Source organism: Sulfurospirillum sp. hDNRA2, from assembly GCF_024206095.2.
GTDB lineage: Bacteria > Campylobacterota > Campylobacteria > Campylobacterales > Sulfurospirillaceae > Sulfurospirillum.
This window is the reverse complement of record NZ_CP159800.1, coordinates 1930747-1948962: the sequence shown is the minus strand read 5'-3', so window position 1 is coordinate 1948962 and position 18216 is coordinate 1930747. Positions and strand designations below refer to the sequence as shown.

Sequence of the window (18216 nt, the reverse complement as noted above, 5' to 3'; positions counted from 1 at the left end):
TTGCTAAAATGAACAAATTTTCTATGCTTAGAAAAGAAAGGTTTACACACGATGCAGAAGAGAAAAAGGGTTTTAGTTAAGTTTTCCGGAGAAGCACTTTCCGGAGATAACGGGTTTGGGATCGATACGTCTATTTTAAAATTTATTGCCGACGAAATCAAATCACTGGTCACGCACAATATCGAAGTCGGTATCGTAATCGGCGGGGGAAATATCATTCGCGGCGTGAGTGCCGCAAAAGACGGCATCATTAAACGCACGAGCGGCGATTATATGGGGATGCTTGCAACCGTCATCAACAGCGTTGCGATGCAAGAGGCGTTAGAACATGTCGGCATGGAAGTACGCGTTCAAAGCGCGATTAAAATGGAAGCGATTTGTGAAACGTTTATCGTCAGACGTGCTCAGCGCCATTTCGAAAAAGAACGTATCGTCATTTTTGCGGCGGGTACGGGCAATCCGTTTTTTACGACCGATACGGCGGCAACGTTGCGTGCTATCGAAATCGGGGCAGATATGATTATTAAAGCGACCAAAGTCGACGGCGTATACGATAAGGATCCTAAAAAATTTCTCGATGCCCAAAAACTACACGAATTAACCTATGACCGCGCTATGGACGATAGCATTAAAGTCATGGACGATACGTCGATCGCGCTTGCTAAAGATAACCACTTACCGATCGTGGTGTGCAATATGTTTGAGAAAGGCAATTTGCTTAAAATTATCGAAGGCAATTTAGACAATTGCTCTATCGTGCGAAACAATCAAAAATAAATTAATACCAAGGAAAACGAATGCAAAGAATGGAAGAGATTACGGCAAAAGCCTTACAGTTCGTAGGACAAGATCGCTATAAGCTGGTTTTATTAACGGCAAAAAGAGCCGATCAATTGGCTAACGGTGCCGAACCTTTAATCAAAGCGGATAAAAATAAGCAAAAATTTACGGACATCGCCCTTATGGAAATTGCCGAGGGAAAAGTTAAATTAGATGCGATTATCGACTAATCGTAAGTGAGGTAAATCTCTTTTGGAAGAGTTAATTGAAATCGTTAAAGAGTGTAAGGCCGCCGATCCCGCGATAGAGCTGTTGTACAAGTACATCAAGCCGACGCCCGATATCGAAAAAGCCGTTGCGTTTACGATAGAAAAGCACAAAGGTCAATACCGTAAAAGCGGCGAAGAATATGTGATTCATCCTATTTTAGTATGTGTATTCGTTGCCTATCTCGGCGGTGACGAATCGATGATCGTCGCAGGGCTTTTACACGATGTCGTAGAAGACACCTCATGTTCGACCGAGGACGTCAAAGCGATGTTTGGCGAAGAAGTTCGCCATCTCGTCGACGGATTGACGAAAATCGTCGAAATTCGTGATGTGGAGTTGATTCCTTCGTCTTCCAACGAAAAAATGATCGCATCGGCTTTAACGTTTCGTAAAATGCTGATTGCTTCGATTCGGGACGTGCGGGTTTTGGTCGTCAAATTGTGCGATCGTTTGCATAACATGTTAACGCTCGGCGCACTTGATCCGTTGAAACAACGACGTATCGCCGAAGAGACCTTGGTCGTTTATGCGCCGATTGCGCATCGTTTGGGTATTTCGTCGATTAAAAACCTTTTGGAAGATCTGAGCTTTTATTACGTGATGCCTAACGAATACGCTAAAATCGACGGTTACATTAAAGAGCACGGACAACAACTCCAACTCCGCTTGAACCATTTTATTTCTAAAATTAAAAATCATATGCTTCAAGAGGGCTTTATCGAAAGCGACTTTACGATTCAAAAACGCGTTAAGCATTACTACTCTATTTACCTGAAAATGCAACGAAAAGGCGTAACGATCGAAGAAGTGCTCGATCTTTTGGCAATTCGTATTATCGTACGAACGCCGATCGATTGTTACCGTGCCTTAGGCATCGTTCATCAACATTTTAAACCGTTGATTTCACGCTTTAAAGATTATATCGCTATTCCCAAAGAGAACGGTTACCAAACGATTCATACGACCGTTTTCGACGATAAATCGATCGTTGAATCGCAAATTAGAACGTACGATATGAACAAAACGGCCGAATACGGCGTTGCGGCACATTGGAAATATAAATCGGGCGGGCTCAACCCAAAACTCGACTGGCTAAACGAACTGAACAATCAAAACGAAGAGATCGACAATATTGAGGACTTTTATGCCATCGCAAAAGATAATCTTTACAGCGAAGATATTGCCGTTTTTTCGCCCAAAGGCGATATTTTTACTTTGCCGAGGGGTGCTACGGTTTTGGATTTTGCGTACGAAGTTCATACGGAAGTCGGTACGTACGCCGATGAAGCGTACGTCAATAAACAAAAGGTTCCTCTTTTAACCGAGCTGAAAAACGGGGATATCGTTCGTATCGTGACTTCGAGTGAACCGAAATTTCGTTGCAGTTGGATCAATAGCGTTAAAACGGGCAAAGCCAAAAGCACGATACAAGCCAATTGTCGACAAAAAATCAAAGAAATTAACCATAAAGCGGCGATTAAAATTCTCTCCAACGTCTTCGGGGTTACGGAAAACAAGGTCGAAGCATGGGTCGAACAAGAGCATGCAACGAAGAAAATTTTTAAGATTGCGACCGATTCGATTTTTCTCCAAGACGTTGCCAATACGTTGAAACTGTATGCGTTACAAGATACGTTGTTGTTTCCGCTTTTGAAAAAAGATCGCTACCATATCCGTAAACAGAAGTTTGAAAATATCGTGATTTATTCCAATCATCATATTTCAAACGTCTATTTTGATTACTGCTGCCATCCAAAACGCGGAGACGATATTTTAGGATTTAAACGCGGAAACGATGTTTTCGTGCACCATAAATTGTGCGAACGTGCCGCCGGCTTGATGGAAGACAACGAGCCGATGGTTTTTGTGAAATGGACGCGCGAAGCACCCGATCGCTATAAATTGATCGTCAGCCTCGAAAACAAAAAAGGCTCTTTAGCCGCCTTTTTAGCTTATTTGGCTAAAATGCAGATTAACTTAGTCACCATCGAGCTTGGAAAAAGCGAAGACGAAGGGCATGCGGATTATTTTGAAATGATCTTGGAGCTGCCCGATAAAAACGTCGGTACCGTACGCGATAATTTAAGAGGAAAGTATCGCGTTATCGAGTTTGTTTCGGTCAACGACGCTTATAAATAACGAAGAAGGAAAAGTATGAATCATCACGTAGAAAATGCGCTCAACGAGATTAAACGAGGAATCAGCGAGATTATTGATGAAGAGCGCGTGGTTAGCTTAGTTAAAAATTATTTTGAAAAAGGCGAGCGATTCTTGGTTAAAGTCGGCTTTGATCCGACAGCTCCGGATTTGCATTTAGGGCATACCGTCCTTTTACAAAAAATGGCACTACTTCAAAAATTCGGCGCGACGATTCAATTTCTAATCGGCGATTTTACGGGCATGATCGGTGACCCGACCGGTAAAAACGAAACACGTAAAAAATTGACGCGCGAAGTCGTTCTTGCCAATGCCCAAACGTATAAAGAACAAGTTTTTAAGATTTTAGATCCCGAAAAAACCAACGTTATGTTTAACTCGGAATGGATCGAAGCGTTAGGTTCGGCAGGACTCGTGGAACTGACGACGACGTTTAACGTAGCGCGTATGCTAGAGCGCGAAGATTTCGAAAAACGTTACAAATCGCAAGCACCGATTTCGATCAGCGAATTTTTATACCCTTTATTGCAAGGTTACGACAGCGTCGCGATGAAATGCGACATCGAAATGGGCGGAACCGACCAAAAGTTCAATCTTTTGATGGGACGCCATTTACAACGCGCCTATAATATCGGAAAAGAGCAAGCCGTAATTATGATGCCTCTTTTAGAGGGCTTGGACGGCGTCAATAAAATGAGTAAATCTTTAGGGAATTACATCGGCGTTACCGACGAGCCTTCGGATATGTTCGGAAAGATGCTTAGTATTAGCGACACGTTAATGTGGCGTTACTACGAGCTTTTGAGTACAAAAACGCTCGAAGAAATCGCACAATTAAAAGCGGGAGTTTTAGATGGTTCGGTTCATCCAAAACATGCCAAAGAGGCTTTAGCGCAAGAGATCGTTACGCGTTATCACGGGCGCGATGCGGCTCAAGCGGCTTTGGAGTCGTTTAACCGCGTTCACGCGCAACACGAGATTCCGGAAGATATCGAAACGTTTACATGTAACGAATCGCCGATATGGATTGCGAAAGCCCTTGTCGACTGCGGACTCGAAACTTCGACGTCTCAAGCCAGACGCGACATTAAGCAAGGGGCGATCAAACTCGATCAAGTTCGTGTCGAAGACGAGCAACTTCAACTCGCTAGCGGTGAATACGTCGTGCAGGTAGGAAAGCGTAAATTTGTAAAATTAAAGGTGCAGTGATGGCGTTTCAACCTCTTACAATCGGCAAATATACCTTACAATATCCTATCGTTCAAGGCGGTATGGGATTGGGAATCAGCTGGGATAAGCTAGCCGGAAGCGTGAGTGCCGAAGGGGGCTTGGGCGTGATTAGCTCCATCGGTACGGGGTATTACGAAAATACGGCATACACGAAGAAAACGATCAATTCGCGTCCGTTTGATACCGAAAATTTTTATTCCAAAGAGGGCTTGAGTGCCATTATTCGCAATGCCCGTAAAATTTGCGGCGATAAAGCGTTGGCGGTCAATATTCTGTATGCGATTAACGATTACGATCGCGTGGTGAAAGACGCCTGTGAAGCCGGAGCGAATATGATTATTACGGGGGCGGGACTTCCGACCAATTTACCGGAATTTACCGCAGATTATCCCGATGTTGCTTTGATTCCTATCGTCTCCTCGGCAAAAGCGCTTAAAATTATCTGCAAACGTTGGACGCAACGTTACAATCGCCTTCCCGACGCTATCATCGTCGAAGGACCGCTTAGCGGAGGACATCAAGGCTTTACCTACGAGCAATGCGCTATGGAAGAGTACCAATTGGAAAATTTAATTGCTCCGATTCTAGAAGAGATTAAAGCATGGGGCGATTTTCCGTTGATTGCCGCAGGCGGTATTTGGGATCATGACGATATTCAAAAAATGATGGATTTGGGGGCAAGCGGCGTTCAGATGGGAACACGCTTTATCGGTACGCATGAGTGTGATGCCGACTTGGTTTTTAAAGAGATGCTGGTAGATGCACGCCAAGAAGATATTCAACTCTTTAAATCTCCCGTCGGGTATCCTGCGCGCGGTATTCGAAGTAATTTGATTCAAATGGTAGAGAAAAGAGAAGGACCTGCGATTCGTTGCGTCAGCAATTGCGTGAGCCCGTGCCACCGCGGTCAAGAAGCCAAGGCGGTCGGGTATTGTATTGCCGATCGTTTGTTCGATGCATACGCGGGTAAAAAAGAGACGGGGCTTTTCTTTACCGGAGCAAACGGTTACAAACTGCATGAAATTATCAGCGTCAAAGAACTTATGGCAAAGTTGGTGTATGGGGAAACACATTAAAACTTTTTTCTTTTTTCTGTTGACGTGTTTGACGCTTTACGCAGCACCCAATTACATGCAACAGTTAGAAAGTTATGACGCAAAGATCAATCAGCAAACCGGAAACGACGAACTTTTAAGGGTTTTTCACGGACTTAAGGCCGTTTACATTCAAGCGATTATCTCAGGAGATAACGCATTGAAAAAAGAGACGTTGGAGCGTTTGATCAAAACGGCCAAGATTCTTAAATTGGATGCTTCAAAGTATGAGTCCGAACTTGCGACGATGGGAAAAGAGACGAAAAACGCTTCTTCCGCTACGACGACGTCAAAATCTTCGAAACCGACGCCTCCTCCTCCGGCAGCGGAAGAGAGTTTAGTCGGCGAGTCGCCTAAAGCAGAAACTGCCTCGCCAAAATCGGCAAGCTCTTTTAAAAGCGAGCCGGAGAGCAAGCCCTCTTTTGCGTCAACGACACATGTCTCTTCGTTACCCAAAACCTATCGCGGTAAAAACGTCTTACAACATGTCAACAGCGATAACGATGAAGTCGTACTCGAATTCGGGGAAGAAGTAGCGGAAAAGAGCATCAAGGTCTTTGTGCTTAAAACACCGCCTACTTACAAAAAGATCATCGATGTTCCGGGAGTCGTCCTCAATGCTCCGATTGCGATCAAAACGCCTTCAACGCTACAAGGATTAAAAATTAGCCAGTTTAGCGACGATACGATTCGTATTGTTTTAGACGTCGATCAATCGCTTGAAACTTATGTGAGCGTGCTTTCCAATCAGGTGATTTTTTCGCTTGGAAAACAACCGATTTTGACGCAAAAAAAGATAACGCCTCCGCCGACAAGCAAAAGTGCCGAAGTGACGCCTTTACCTTCGCAAAAAAACCCTAGCGCAAACGTGAAGGAAAAAGAAACGCCTCAAAAAGCACCGACGGTAACGACGACGGAGCCTTTAGCGAGTAAAACAACGGCTAAAACCAACAAACGCAATAAAACAATTGTCATTGATGCGGGGCATGGCGGTAAAGATGCGGGTGCTATCGGCTATAAGCAACGTATGGAAAAACATCTGGTTTTAGATATGGCGCTGCAATTAGGGCAAGAGCTCAAATCCCGCGGATATAAAATCTATTTTACGCGCCAAAGCGACGAGTTTATCAACCTTCGAGATCGTACGAAAGTCGCGAACGATAAAAATGCCGATTTGTTTATTTCGCTGCATGCCAATGCTGCGCCGAACGAGGCAAAAAAACTCTCGATGAAAGGGTTAGAAACGTTTTTCCTCTCCCCCGATCGTTCCGAGCGATCTAAAAACGTTGCCGCTTTGGAGAACCAATCGGATATGGAAGAGATGGACTTTTATTCGAAAGAGACGTTTTTGAACGTTCTCAATCGCGAAAAGATCATCTTATCCAATAAAGTTGCGATCGATGTGCAATCGGGAATGTTAAAAAGCGTTCGAAAAAAATACAGTGTCGAAGACGGCGGCGTCAGAGAAGCACCGTTTTGGGTTTTGGTCGGAGCGACGATGCCTTCCGTGTTGATAGAATTAGGCTATATCAGCAATCCTGACGAATGCGATAACATGTTCAATCCTCAGTACCAAAAGCACTTAGTGGAAGGTATTAGCAACGGTATTGATCGCTATTATGCGAACAATCCGTGACGACTTTACCTCTTTGTACGGCTTCGCGTTGAAAATAGTCAGACCACTGTTGAACAAGGGCTTGATTTGCGTGTGCAAGATAGATTTCTACGATACGTTTTTCACCGACAAATCGCGGTAGCGAAGAGAAATCTAACTCCGGCGGTAGGGCTTGCATTATGTCGATTAAATCATTTTCGGCGGCTTCGACGATAAACGTTTCGCTATAAGGTTGCGGCTGATGCGGGAAATGGGTATTGAGAGCTTCTTGCACCATCGGCCATGCCATCGATGGAAATCCCGGAGTGAAAAAGAAGCGGCGAGAGAGTGAAAAACCCGGTACGTTATTGACGACGTTGTGTAGAAGTTCAGCCCCTTTTGGAAGCATCGCCATAGCGATACGATGCGGATACGCCTCTTCTTTGAACTGCTTTTCGATACATTCTTTTGCTTTGACATGTAAGTATAATGGCTCTTGCGTAAAGACTTCTGCGGCAATAGAACGCGTTAAATCATCAGGCGTCGCACCGATACCACCAAAACAAAAAAGAACGCTCTTTGTATCGCGTAAAACGGTCTCGAAGCAACTTCGAATCAATGATTCTTCGTCGCGAATGACGAAGTTGGCATAGTGAAGAAGTCCTCGGTTGCGTAATTCTTGATTGATAAAGGCGAAGTGTTTGTCTACTCTGCGAGCATTCATTAACTCGGTACCGATGATCACAGAGTAGAAATGAAGCATTTTAGATACGGCTTTTAACGAAGCTTTCCATTTCGTTGACGATCTCTTCGATCGTACGTTCGCCGTTAATCGTATGTAACAGATTTTTAGCGCCGTAAAAAGCTTGAATACCGGCTAAAGGTTCGGTATACACTTTCATACGGTTTTGAAAGACTTGCACGTTGTCGTCTGCACCGCGTGCGCGCCCTAAAACGCGATCGCATGCGACTTGTTCGCTGACTTCAACTTCGATAACATTGACAAGTTTCACCGTCGTCTCTTTTGCCAAAATAGCGTCAAGTGCTTTCATTTGTTCGTCCGAACGCGGGAAACCGTCGATTAAGATAACGTCTTTCGGGCTATTTTTAATCGCGCCGACGATAGTGTTAATGACGATATCGAGCGGAACAAGATTGCCCGCACTGACAAAAGCGTCGATGGTCTTTCCAAGCTCGCTTCCTTTGGCCACTTCGTCGCGGAGAAGTTCTCCCGTGGAATAATGCGCAATACTCTCGCTATTTTTTTCGGCGATAAGGCTTGCATCGGTCGTTTTGCCGCTTCCGGGAGCTCCGATAATTAAAAACAGTCTCTTCACTGGCACATCTCCTTTATTTGATTTTTTCACGAAGGCGAATACCCAAGTCGCGCAATTGATCGTTTTCAACCGCACTTGGAGCACGCGTTAGAAGGCATTGGGCTTTTTGTGTTTTCGGAAATGCGATAACGTCGCGAATACTCTCGCTTCGCGTAATCAACATCATCATACGATCAAGACCGATCGCTAAGCCGCCGTGAGGCGGTGCCCCAAATTTGAGCGCATCGAGTAAAAATTCAAACTTCTCGTGCGCCTCTTCGTCGCTGATACCCAAAAGATTAAAGACTTTTTGTTGAATCTCTTTTTTATGAATCCTAATGCTTCCGCCTCCGAGTTCCACGCCGTTTAGAACGACGTCGTATGCGATGGATTCCATTTCGTCGATCGGCGTATTATCGATGTCTTTTGGCATCGTAAAAGGGTGGTGTAAGGCTTTGGCTTGACCGTTTTCAACTTCGAACATCTCAAAATCGACGACCCAAACGAATTCAAACGTATCTTTAGAAATAATGCCCATTTGTTCGGCAAGGAAAATACGGAATCGACCCATATAATCGAGTACGACTTTTTTATCGCCGGCGCCGAAGAAGATCGCATCTCCTACATGTAAGTCTGCCGCGTCGATAATCGCTTGAAGATCCGCTTCATCGAAAAACTTTGTTAAAGGTCCTTTGAGTCCGTCTTCTTTCATCTGAAAGTAACCCAAACCTTGCGCGCCGAATTTTTTTACGTACTCTTCAAATCCTTGCATTTGACGTTTGGAAAAGATGGTGTCACCGTTTGGAACTTTAAGCGCTTTAATACGGTTTTTCTTCGTATCTTTAGCGATAGAACTGAAAATTTCGTTTTTGCATCGTGCAAAAATGTCGATGACGTCGATCATGGAGAGGTCGTAACGAAGATCGGGCTTGTCGGAGCCGTATCTCTCCATCGCTTCTTTGTAGCGAATGCGGTTAAACGGAATGGAAATCTCGTATCCGCAAGCATGAAAGACGTCTTTGAGAAGGTTCTCCGTCACGCGCATAACGTCTTCTTGCGTACAAAAGCTCATTTCGATGTCGATTTGGGTAAATTCGGGTTGGCGATCCGCGCGTAGATCTTCATCGCGGAAACATTTGGCGACTTGAAAATAACGATCAAATCCCGCACACATCAACAATTGTTTAAAAAGTTGGGGAGATTGGGGGAGCGCGTAAAATTCACCGTTGTGAACGCGACTGGGTACAAGATAATCGCGCGCACCCTCCGGCGTCGATTTGGTCAAAATCGGCGTTTCGACTTCCAAAAAGCCTTGCGCATCTAACGAATTACGTACCGCAACGGTTGCCTTGCTTCGGAGTTTGAAAATCTCATACGCTTTAGGATTGCGCAAGTCGAGGTAGCGGTATTTCAGACGTACGTCTTCTCCGACGTTGTTGTCGCCGATAACAAACGGAACGGTTTCGCTCACGTTTTCGATGATTAATTCATCGACGACGATTTCGATTTTGCCCGTTTTAAGGCGTGGATTTTCAAGCCCTTCGCCTCTGGCGCGTACTTTACCTTTTGCTTTGAGCACAAACTCGTCTCTAACGCGTGCGGCAATGTCGTGAGCGCGAACACTGTCGGCAGGGTCGCACACCAATTGTACCAATCCCGATTTATCGCGAAGGTCGATAAATATAACGCCTCCGTGATCTCTATTACTGTTGGCCCATCCGCAAACTTCTACGATTTCGCCGATATTGGCGACATCTAAATCCGTACAATAATGATTTCTCAATTTTTCTTCCTAACATAGGTCGTTTTTTAAAGCTCTTAGTATAGCTAAAAGTAACTTGTCTTTAGTTTATTTTAGAGGCGATTACTCTTTTTTGTGGTACAATCCTCGAGCATATGGTTTTTAATTTGTGAGGATTCGGGGTAGCATGAACAATGTAATGATTTGCCTAGAGCTAACGCTTTTAGCCGTAGGAGCTTTTTTTTTAATACGATCTCTTCGACCTATTAATCAGTTAATTTTAGATTTGACGGATCAAAAGCTGATTCGTCAGTGGAAAACTTTGAGTGTTTTGATTCTCTCTTTTTTAATCGGCTATCTGGTTTTAGGATATGATCTTTGGGTACACAAAGACACCTCTTCGTTTATCTCGGTTATGATCGCTTTGGTGCTTTTCTTAGGCGGTACGTTTGCCTTTTTAGTCGGACAGTTGGCACTTTATACCGCGAACGATATGAAACATTTGGCTCTTTTGCAGCAAGAAAGCATTACCGACGGTTTAACAAGGCTTAAAAATAGACGCTACTTCGATCAACGTCTCTCCGAAGAAGTCGCTCTTTCCAAGCGTTATAAACTTCCTTTGAGCTTGATTCTCGTCGACGTGGATTATTTTAAAAAAATCAACGACGTTTTCGGGCATACGGTTGGAGACGAAGTATTGAAAAACCTGTCGAATATTATTATGGAGACCGTACGCGACAGTGACGTCGTAGCTCGCTACGGCGGTGAGGAAATCGTCATTATTACGCCCAATACCGATAAAAAAGAGGCGTCGCTTTTAGCGGAGAGATTACGCGAGAAAGTTGAAAAAACCGTGATGGCAACCGTCGAGACGACGCAAGAGGTCGTGCAAGCGACGATTAGTTTAGGCGTTTGTGCCTTGAGTCATGTGATTTTAGATAAAGAAGCGTTGCTTGAAGAGACCGATCAAGCCCTTTATTTAGCAAAAAAATACGGACGAAATCGCGTCTCTATCAGCAGCTGGTAGGAAAATTTCCTACCGTTACATACGTGTTAAGCGCGTTACGATTTGATCGATACTATCGGAAAAAAGACTGTATAAAAAGGGCTCCAAGTCTTTAGAATTGTACGAAGGCGCGATCCATTTGCTCCCTTTTTGTTTAAAGTTTTGCGTGATCACTTCGTCACCGCGTCTTACGATAACTTCGATTTCAATTTCGCCGTATAAATTCGCATCGAAATTTTTGTCGTTATAAACGAGTTGGATATTTTTAAGATAAATTTCCGCGACCAAAGATGCCGCTTGTGCGGAAGCGTCGGTGTTGAAACCCGCAAGGTTCAACGCGTAGCCAAGACCTTCTTTATAGCGATCTTCAAAGTTGACGTTGCTGTAAAATTGGGTTAAAGTGTCGCCTTTTTGTTCGACGTAACCGATGACTTTTTTATCGGCTCGAAGGTCTTTAACGAGTCTGACATAGACCGTTTTTTTCTCTTTGCTAACAGGGCCTTTGTACTCGGCTTTATACGATTCGAGGGTTAAAGCTTCATTTTTATACGTACAACCGCTCAAAAGCAAGAGCATCGCACCCATAAAAAACAGTAAGGTTTTCATGTTTTCTCCTAATGATATTTGGCGCGAATTATAACATAATCGATGATTAATAAAATACAAGGTAGAATGAGTTTCCATGAAGATAACACAACACAATCAACTTTTATCGGCTATTACGTGCGTCGGACTGACAAGCAAACCTAATGACGCGTCGCTTCGTATTTTCGTCGACGAAATTTGCGGGGCATTGCACCGACGAGGTGTTTCGTTACTGATCGACGAAGTGAGCGCACAAACGCTCGGATTGGAAGGAACGCCTTTTGATACGATGTGCGCTCGAAGCGATTTTCTCATTTCGCTCGGTGGAGACGGTACGCTAATTTCGTTGTGTCGTCGTAGCTTTGCGTATCACAAGCCCGTGTTAGGCATTTACGCCGGACAACTGGGCTTTTTGACGGATATTCAAACCGAAGAGATTAGCCCTTTTATCGAAGGACTTTTTACCGGAAATTACCGTATCGATACGCGTATGATGTTGGAAGTCTCCCTACACGCCAAAGGGCATATCCAAAAAGCGGTTGCGTTTAACGACGTTGTCGTGTCGCGTTCCAAAATCTCTCACATGAGTACCGTACGCGCTTACGTCGACGGGCATTTATTTAACACCTATTACGGCGACGGCGTTATCGTCTCGACGCCGACCGGCTCGACCGCATACAACCTTTCCGCCGGAGGTCCGTTGCTCTATCCGTTGACCGAAGCTTTGATTTTAACGCCGATTTGCCCGCATTCGCTTACGCAACGTCCTTTGGTTTTGCCGGTTGATTTTGAAATTTCGTTAGAGAGCGAAGACGATACGGTCGTCGTTATCGACGGGCAGGAGACGTATAGTATGAACGATTTTGATCGCATCAGCGTTAAGATCGCCAAAAAGGGTGCACGGTTGATTCACCGTTTGGAGCATGACTATTTTGACGTGTTGAAAAAGAAGTTACGTTGGGGGCACATGTGATAGAGCGATTGTTGTTAAAAAACCATCTTTCGTTTGAGGCGTGCGAGCTCGAGTTTCAAAACGGCTTGATCGTTTTTACGGGGCCTAGCGGCGCGGGTAAATCGGTTTTAATGCAAGGGATGCTGAGCGTATTCGGTTATGGCGAAGCACAAGCCGACGTTATCGAAGCGACGATCACTCAAAAGCTCGGTTTGGAAGCGTTCGGTTTTGAAGAAGAAAACCCCAATGTTTTTAAATTCCTGAAAGCCAAAAGTGCGCGCTATTTCATCAATGCACAAAGCGTTTCCAAAAAAGCTCTTTCAGACATTTCGCGTACGTTTTTAAGTTCTTTGGGCGTTAAAGACAGTAGCGAATTCGACACGAAACGCTTAATCGAACTTTTAGACGGCGTTTGCGCTTCGCATGAAGCAACGCACCTTCAAAACGTGGCGCATTTTCAAACGCTTTTTCAAGAGTACGTGACCTTAAAAAACGAGCTTGAAAGCGTGGAAGCCGAAGAAAAAAAAATTGAAGATCTAAAAGAATTTGCTCGTTTCGAAATTACTAAAATCGATGAAGTGTCGCCTAAAATCGGTGAAGACGAAGAATTGCTTTCGTTTAAGAAGTCGCTTTCTAAAAAAGAAAAAATCGAACAGGCGATGCAAAAAGCCTCTGAAATCTTTGCTTTAGAATCAAGCGTTTACGAAGCACTGCATCTTATGGAAGCGGACGCCGCGTTTTTCGATGCGTGTATTAACGAATTGCGTTTGATTTTTGAAAAACAAAGCGACACTCTAGAAGCCTTGGAAGAGATCGACGTCGAAAATTTACTCGATCGCATCGAAAAAATTTCCCAATTGAAAAAACGCTACGGTTCGATCGAAGGCGCGTTAGAACACCGCACAAAACGCCAAGAAGAGTTGGCGCGCTACGAAAATATCGCGTTTGAAAAAAGCCGTTTGGAAAAAGCCCTTGCCAAATACGAAAGCGACGTCACGACTTCGGCGCAGGTTTTATCTCAGAAAAGACGCTTACATGTAAGCGAATTGCAAGAACATTTGAACGCCTATTTATCCCAACTTTACATGCCGCCTTTAAGCGTAAACATGCAAGAGGGGACTTTAGGCGAATACGGTTGCGACGTCATTCAAATCGCTTTGGGCAAAGTGGATTTGAAGAAAATCAGTTCGGGTGAATACAACCGTTTGCGGTTGGCGTTTTTAGCGGTACAAAACACGTTTCTACTCTCCGGCGGAGGTGTTTTAATCTTGGACGAGATCGACGCCAATTTGAGCGGAAAGGAGTCTATGAGCGTTGCAAACGTCTTAAAGCAACTGTGTACGCGGTACCAAATTTTTGCGATTTCGCATCAGCCGCAACTCTCTTCACGTGCCGATCAACACTTCTTGGTTGCGAAGCAAGGATCGACCAGCTCGGTAAGAGAACTGCAAGGCGAAGAGCGAATGGAAGAACTTGCCCGCATGGTCAGCGGCGAACATGTTACCGATGAGGCAAAACAGTTTGCTAGAACCCTTCTTGAAAGTGCAAAATCGTAACAACTTTTTCAGTGCTTCTTTTTTTATTCTTCTAAAATCATACGAATATCATACCGTTCTTTTACTCTGCGTGTAGAGTTTACATTCAAAAGGAGGTACGTATGCAAACTTGGCAACAAGTTTATGCACCTATCGGTGGGAGTTTAGGGTTATCGGCACTCGTGGCGTTAATTCCGATTGTGTTTTTCTTTATGGCGTTGGCCGTTTTTCGAATGAAAGGGCATTTAGCTGCGACGATTACGTTGGCATTGTCGATGATCGTTGCCGTCGTTGCTTTCGGAATGCCTACGGGTATGGTGGTTTCATCCGCCGCATACGGGTTTTTGTTCGGATTGTGGCCGATTGCTTGGATTATCGTCGCTTCCGTTTTCTTGTACAAATTGACGGTTAAAAGCGGACAATTCGGCATTATCCGTAACTCTATCATTTCCATTACGGAAGATCAGCGTATTCAAGTTATTTTGATCGGTTTTTCTTTCGGAGCCTTTTTGGAAGGTGCCGCCGGTTTTGGCGCTCCGGTTGCGATTACGGCGGCAATTTTGGTCGGTCTCGGATTTGCTCCGCTTTACGCCGCCGGCCTTTGTTTGATTGCCAATACCGCTCCTGTCGCGTTTGGCGCCTTGGGTATTCCTATTTTGGTTGCGGGCAAAGTAACCGGCATCGATCCGTTTTTGGTCGGCGCGATGGCGGGACGTCAATTGCCGTTTCTTTCAATCATTATTCCGTTATGGATCGTAGCGATGATGGACGGTTTTAAAGGCGTGAAAGAGGTGTGGCCTGCGGCACTTGTTGCCGGCGGAAGTTTTGCGTTTTCGCAATACGCGACGTCAAATTTCATCGGACCTGAGTTACCGGACGTTACATCGGCGATCATTTCTATCGTTGCTACGACCGTTTTCCTCAAATTTTGGAAACCTAAAAATATCTTAAAAGGTCACGTATCCGCCGAATTGGAACGTGAGACGCAAAAAGCGCACACGGGTGGGGAAGTTTTGAAAGCATGGTCTCCGTTTATCATCCTTTCGATTATGGTTACGATTTGGACGACCAATGCGTTTAAAGCCTATTTTGCCAAAGGTGCGATTATGGCGGGGACGATTTTCAACTTTGAATTTAGTTCTATCAGCAACGCGATCTTTAAAATGGCGCCGATTGTTGCCAAACCGACGGCATTCCCAGTGATTTATACGTTTAACCCGATTTCGGCAACCGGAACGGCCATTTTCTTTGCCGCAATTATCTCGATGTTTATTTTGCGCGTCGATATGAAAACGGCGGTCAAAACAATGGGCGAAACCCTCTTTGAATTGAAATGGGCCATCTTATCGATCGGTATGGTTTTAGGGTTTGCGTTTGTGATGAACTATTCGGGTATGTCGACGACGATGGCGTTGGTATTGGCGAATACGGGCTTCTTATTCCCGTTCTTCTCTCCGATTTTGGGTTGGTTAGGTGTTTTCCTTACCGGGTCGGACACCTCTTCCAATGCGCTTTTCTGCGGCTTGCAACAATCTACCGCACACCAATTGGGCTTAAACGAGACCTTAATGGTTGCGGCGAATACCACGGGCGGCGTCTGCGGCAAGATGATTTCTCCGCAATCGATTTCCATCGCATGTGCGTCTGCCGGTATTGTCGGAAAAGAGTCCGATCTCTTCCGATTTACGGTTAAGCACAGCTTGGTGCTAGTCGTGATCATGGGGATTATGACGATGGCGCAAGCGTATGTTTTAACATGGATGGTTCCGTAAATTAACCTTTTTGCGACGGCGGATTCCTCCGCCGTCGCCTTCTTTTAGAAAACTCCCAATGCTTTTATGTTACAATCAAAAATCTAATAAACGTTAATGCCCTCAATTAGGATTTTGAATGTCGCGTGAAAAAATACTCATCGTCGAAGACAATAAAGCACTCTCAAAACTGATCGTTAAAAAAATGCAATCCAGCCTTGATTTCGACATCGATGCCGCGTATAGCTACGAAGAAGCGTTGGCATTGGTTGAAAAAGAAAAAGACTATTTCGTGGCTCTTTTGGATTTGAATCTGCCCGATGCGCCGGAGGGCGAAGTGGTCGATATGATTTTAAGCCATAAGATTCCTTCCATCGTTCTGACCGGTTCGATGGATCACGAGACGCGCGAAAAAATCTTAAAAAAAGAGGTTATCGATTACGTTCATAAAGGCAATATCGACGACGTGAATTATATTTTTTCGCTGATCGAACGCCTGCATAAAAATCGTAACGTTAAAGTGCTTGTCGTCGACGATTCGATTGTTGCTCGTGCACAAATTAAAGATTTTTTACAACGGCATATGTTTAAAGTGCTTGTGGCGGCACACGGCGAAGAAGCTTTGGCGTTTTTAGAAGACAATCCGGATATTAAACTGATTTTGACGGACTATTTAATGCCCGTTATCGACGGCGTGGAATTAACGAAAGAGGTACGCAAACGTTATTCGAAAAACGAACTGTCCATTATTGCGATGACCGCCAGCAATGCGGAATTGATTTCGGCGCATTTTTTAAAAATCGGCGCGAACGATTTTATCAATAAGCCTTTTAGTCAAGAAGAGATTACATGTCGTATCGACAATTCGCTGGACGCATTGGAATATATCGCTACGATTAAAGCTATGGCGCAAAGCGATTTTCTGAGCGGTTTGGCAAACAGGCGTTTTTTCTTTGAGCAGATGCAACACTATTTTAAAGAGGCGAAAGAGCACAGCGAGCCTTTTGCTCTGGGATTGATCGACATCGATCAGTTCAAACAAATCAACGATACTTTAGGGCATCGCATCGGTGATGCTGTGATCGTTGCCTTGTCCGAACAGCTGAAAAACCATTTTTGCGATAATGCTTTTATTTCGCGTTTCGGCGGCGATGAGTTTTGCGTCGTGCTCAAACAGTGCGACCCCAAAAAAGCGTTAGCTTATTTTGTTAAATTTACCGATGTCGTATCGCATTTAGCGATCAGCGTACCGGAAACAAAATCTTTACATGTCAGCGTCTCGATCGGCGTGACGTTTAACGACGTCGGTTCCCTCGAAGAGATCGTGCATCTAGCCGATCAAGCGCTTTATAAAGCCAAACAAAACGGGCGCAATCGCGTGGAAGTCGCTTAATGATCATCGATACCCATTGCCATTTGGACGATACGCAATTTGCGGACGATTTGGATGAAGTCGTTTTACGGGCCAGCAAAGGCGGCGTGAAAGGTATCGTTATTCCGGGAGCGGATCTCCATGATCTTGAGCGCGCCCAAACTCTGGCACATCGCTACGAACATATTTTTTTTGCGGCGGGCGTGCATCCATACCATCATGATCAATACGACGAAACTGTTTTGCGCCGCTTTTTAGAAGATGAAAAATGCATTGCGATAGGCGAGTGCGGATTGGACTATTTTCGCTTACCCGAAGAAGCGGAAGCGATGGTACAGGAAAAAGAGCGACAAAAAGAGATTTTTCGATGTCACGTGCGTTTGGCAAAAGAGCTCCAAAAACCCCTCATCGTACACATACGCGACGCAAACGACGATAGCAAACGTATTTTATTGGAAGAAGATGCGGGTGTTATCGGCGGTATTTTGCATTGCTACAATGCCTCCAAACATTTGCTCGATTTAGCCGATCACGGGTTTTATTTCGGTATCGGCGGCGTCTTAACGTTTAAAAATGCCAAGAGCCTTGTTGAAGTTTTACCGTTAATTCCAAAAGATAAGCTTTTGATCGAAACCGACGCTCCTTACCTAACGCCGGTGCCTTTTCGAGGGCAGAGAAACGAGCCTTTTTACACGCGATTGGTTGCTGAGAAGATGGCAGAGGTTTTAGAGATGAGTGTTACGGATATACACGATTTAACCACAAAAAATGCTCTTTTTCTCTTTAAAGCTTTAGAAAAGATAAAGTTTGATACAATCTAAAGATAACATCAA

At 44.5% G+C, this 18216-nt stretch carries 16 protein-coding genes; 12 read left to right on the top strand and 4 right to left on the bottom strand.

The window, feature by feature from the left end:
• Nucleotides 1–51 precede the first annotated feature (51 nt).
• The 6 genes from pyrH to NL930_RS09565 are packed head-to-tail and all read left to right on the top strand — an operon-like array spanning nucleotide 52 to nucleotide 7167.
• Entirely contained in the window at nucleotides 52–777 is a 726-nt protein-coding gene (gene pyrH / locus NL930_RS09590; RefSeq protein WP_039672407.1) for a UMP kinase, read from the top strand.
• A 20-nt stretch (nucleotides 778–797) separates the two neighbouring features.
• The gene (locus NL930_RS09585) at nucleotides 798–1010 is read left to right on the top strand and encodes a DNA-directed RNA polymerase subunit omega (RefSeq protein ID WP_039672408.1); all 213 of its coding nucleotides are present in this window, start codon (nucleotides 798–800) and stop codon (nucleotides 1008–1010) included.
• A gap of 22 nt (nucleotides 1011–1032) precedes the next feature.
• Nucleotides 1033–3189 (top strand): bifunctional (p)ppGpp synthetase/guanosine-3',5'-bis(diphosphate) 3'-pyrophosphohydrolase, encoded by a 2157-nt coding sequence (locus NL930_RS09580; RefSeq protein WP_060826419.1) that lies wholly within the window; start codon nucleotides 1033–1035, stop codon nucleotides 3187–3189.
• 15 nt (nucleotides 3190–3204) lie between these two features.
• Complete coding sequence (tyrS, locus tag NL930_RS09575) at nucleotides 3205–4416, top strand: tyrosine--tRNA ligase (protein WP_254376542.1); 1212 nt, start codon at nucleotides 3205–3207, stop codon at nucleotides 4414–4416.
• Entirely contained in the window at nucleotides 4416–5513 is a 1098-nt protein-coding gene (locus tag NL930_RS09570) for a nitronate monooxygenase (RefSeq protein ID WP_254376541.1), read from the top strand. The genes tyrS and NL930_RS09570 overlap by 1 nt, the downstream gene beginning before the upstream one ends.
• The gene (locus NL930_RS09565; RefSeq protein ID WP_254376540.1) at nucleotides 5497–7167 is read left to right on the top strand and encodes an N-acetylmuramoyl-L-alanine amidase; all 1671 of its coding nucleotides are present in this window, start codon (nucleotides 5497–5499) and stop codon (nucleotides 7165–7167) included. Before NL930_RS09570 ends, NL930_RS09565 begins: the two co-directional genes overlap by 17 nt.
• Here NL930_RS09565 and NL930_RS09560 read toward each other — a convergent pair.
• Genes NL930_RS09560 through aspS form a run of 3 tightly spaced genes read right to left on the bottom strand, consistent with a single transcriptional unit; the run spans nucleotide 7127 to nucleotide 10224 of the window.
• Nucleotides 7127–7888 (bottom strand): molybdopterin-binding protein, encoded by a 762-nt coding sequence (locus tag NL930_RS09560; RefSeq protein WP_254376539.1) that lies wholly within the window; start codon nucleotides 7886–7888, stop codon nucleotides 7127–7129. The two genes, NL930_RS09565 and NL930_RS09560, sit on opposite strands and share 41 nt — an antisense overlap.
• 1 nt (nucleotide 7889) lies before the next feature.
• Nucleotides 7890–8462, bottom strand: a complete 573-nt coding sequence (locus tag NL930_RS09555) for an adenylate kinase (protein ID WP_254376538.1) — start codon at nucleotides 8460–8462, stop codon at nucleotides 7890–7892.
• A 13-nt stretch (nucleotides 8463–8475) separates the two neighbouring features.
• Complete coding sequence (gene aspS, locus NL930_RS09550) at nucleotides 8476–10224, bottom strand: aspartate--tRNA ligase (protein ID WP_254376537.1); 1749 nt, start codon at nucleotides 10222–10224, stop codon at nucleotides 8476–8478.
• 145 nt (nucleotides 10225–10369) lie between these two features.
• On the opposite strand from aspS, the gene NL930_RS09545 reads away from it, so the two are divergent.
• Nucleotides 10370–11209, top strand: a complete 840-nt coding sequence (locus NL930_RS09545) for a GGDEF domain-containing protein (protein ID WP_254376536.1) — start codon at nucleotides 10370–10372, stop codon at nucleotides 11207–11209.
• Nucleotides 11210–11224: 15 nt separating this feature from the next.
• Here NL930_RS09545 and NL930_RS09540 read toward each other — a convergent pair whose 3' ends face one another.
• Entirely contained in the window at nucleotides 11225–11794 is a 570-nt protein-coding gene (locus NL930_RS09540) for a YajG family lipoprotein (RefSeq protein WP_254376535.1), read from the bottom strand.
• A 76-nt stretch (nucleotides 11795–11870) separates the two neighbouring features.
• Between NL930_RS09540 and NL930_RS09535 the strand changes: the two genes are divergently transcribed.
• From NL930_RS09535 to NL930_RS09515, 5 genes are all read left to right on the top strand, one after another.
• A complete protein-coding gene (locus NL930_RS09535) occupies nucleotides 11871–12746 on the top strand; it encodes an NAD(+)/NADH kinase (protein ID WP_254376534.1) in 876 nt (291 codons plus the stop codon).
• Complete coding sequence (locus tag NL930_RS09530; protein WP_254376970.1) at nucleotides 12743–14281, top strand: AAA family ATPase; 1539 nt, start codon at nucleotides 12743–12745, stop codon at nucleotides 14279–14281. Before NL930_RS09535 ends, NL930_RS09530 begins: the two co-directional genes overlap by 4 nt.
• 101 nt (nucleotides 14282–14382) lie before the next feature.
• Nucleotides 14383–16032 carry a lactate permease LctP family transporter gene (locus tag NL930_RS09525; protein WP_039672418.1) on the top strand — a complete coding sequence of 550 codons (1650 nt, stop codon included), beginning with the start codon at nucleotides 14383–14385 and terminating at the stop codon, nucleotides 16030–16032.
• Between the two features lie 118 nt (nucleotides 16033–16150).
• The gene (locus NL930_RS09520) at nucleotides 16151–17404 is read left to right on the top strand and encodes a response regulator (RefSeq protein ID WP_039672419.1); all 1254 of its coding nucleotides are present in this window, start codon (nucleotides 16151–16153) and stop codon (nucleotides 17402–17404) included.
• On the top strand, nucleotides 17404–18204 hold the full coding sequence (locus NL930_RS09515; RefSeq protein ID WP_254376533.1) for a TatD family hydrolase: 801 nt from the start codon (nucleotides 17404–17406) through the stop codon (nucleotides 18202–18204). Before NL930_RS09520 ends, NL930_RS09515 begins: the two co-directional genes overlap by 1 nt.
• Nucleotides 18205–18216: the final 12 nt, after the last annotated feature.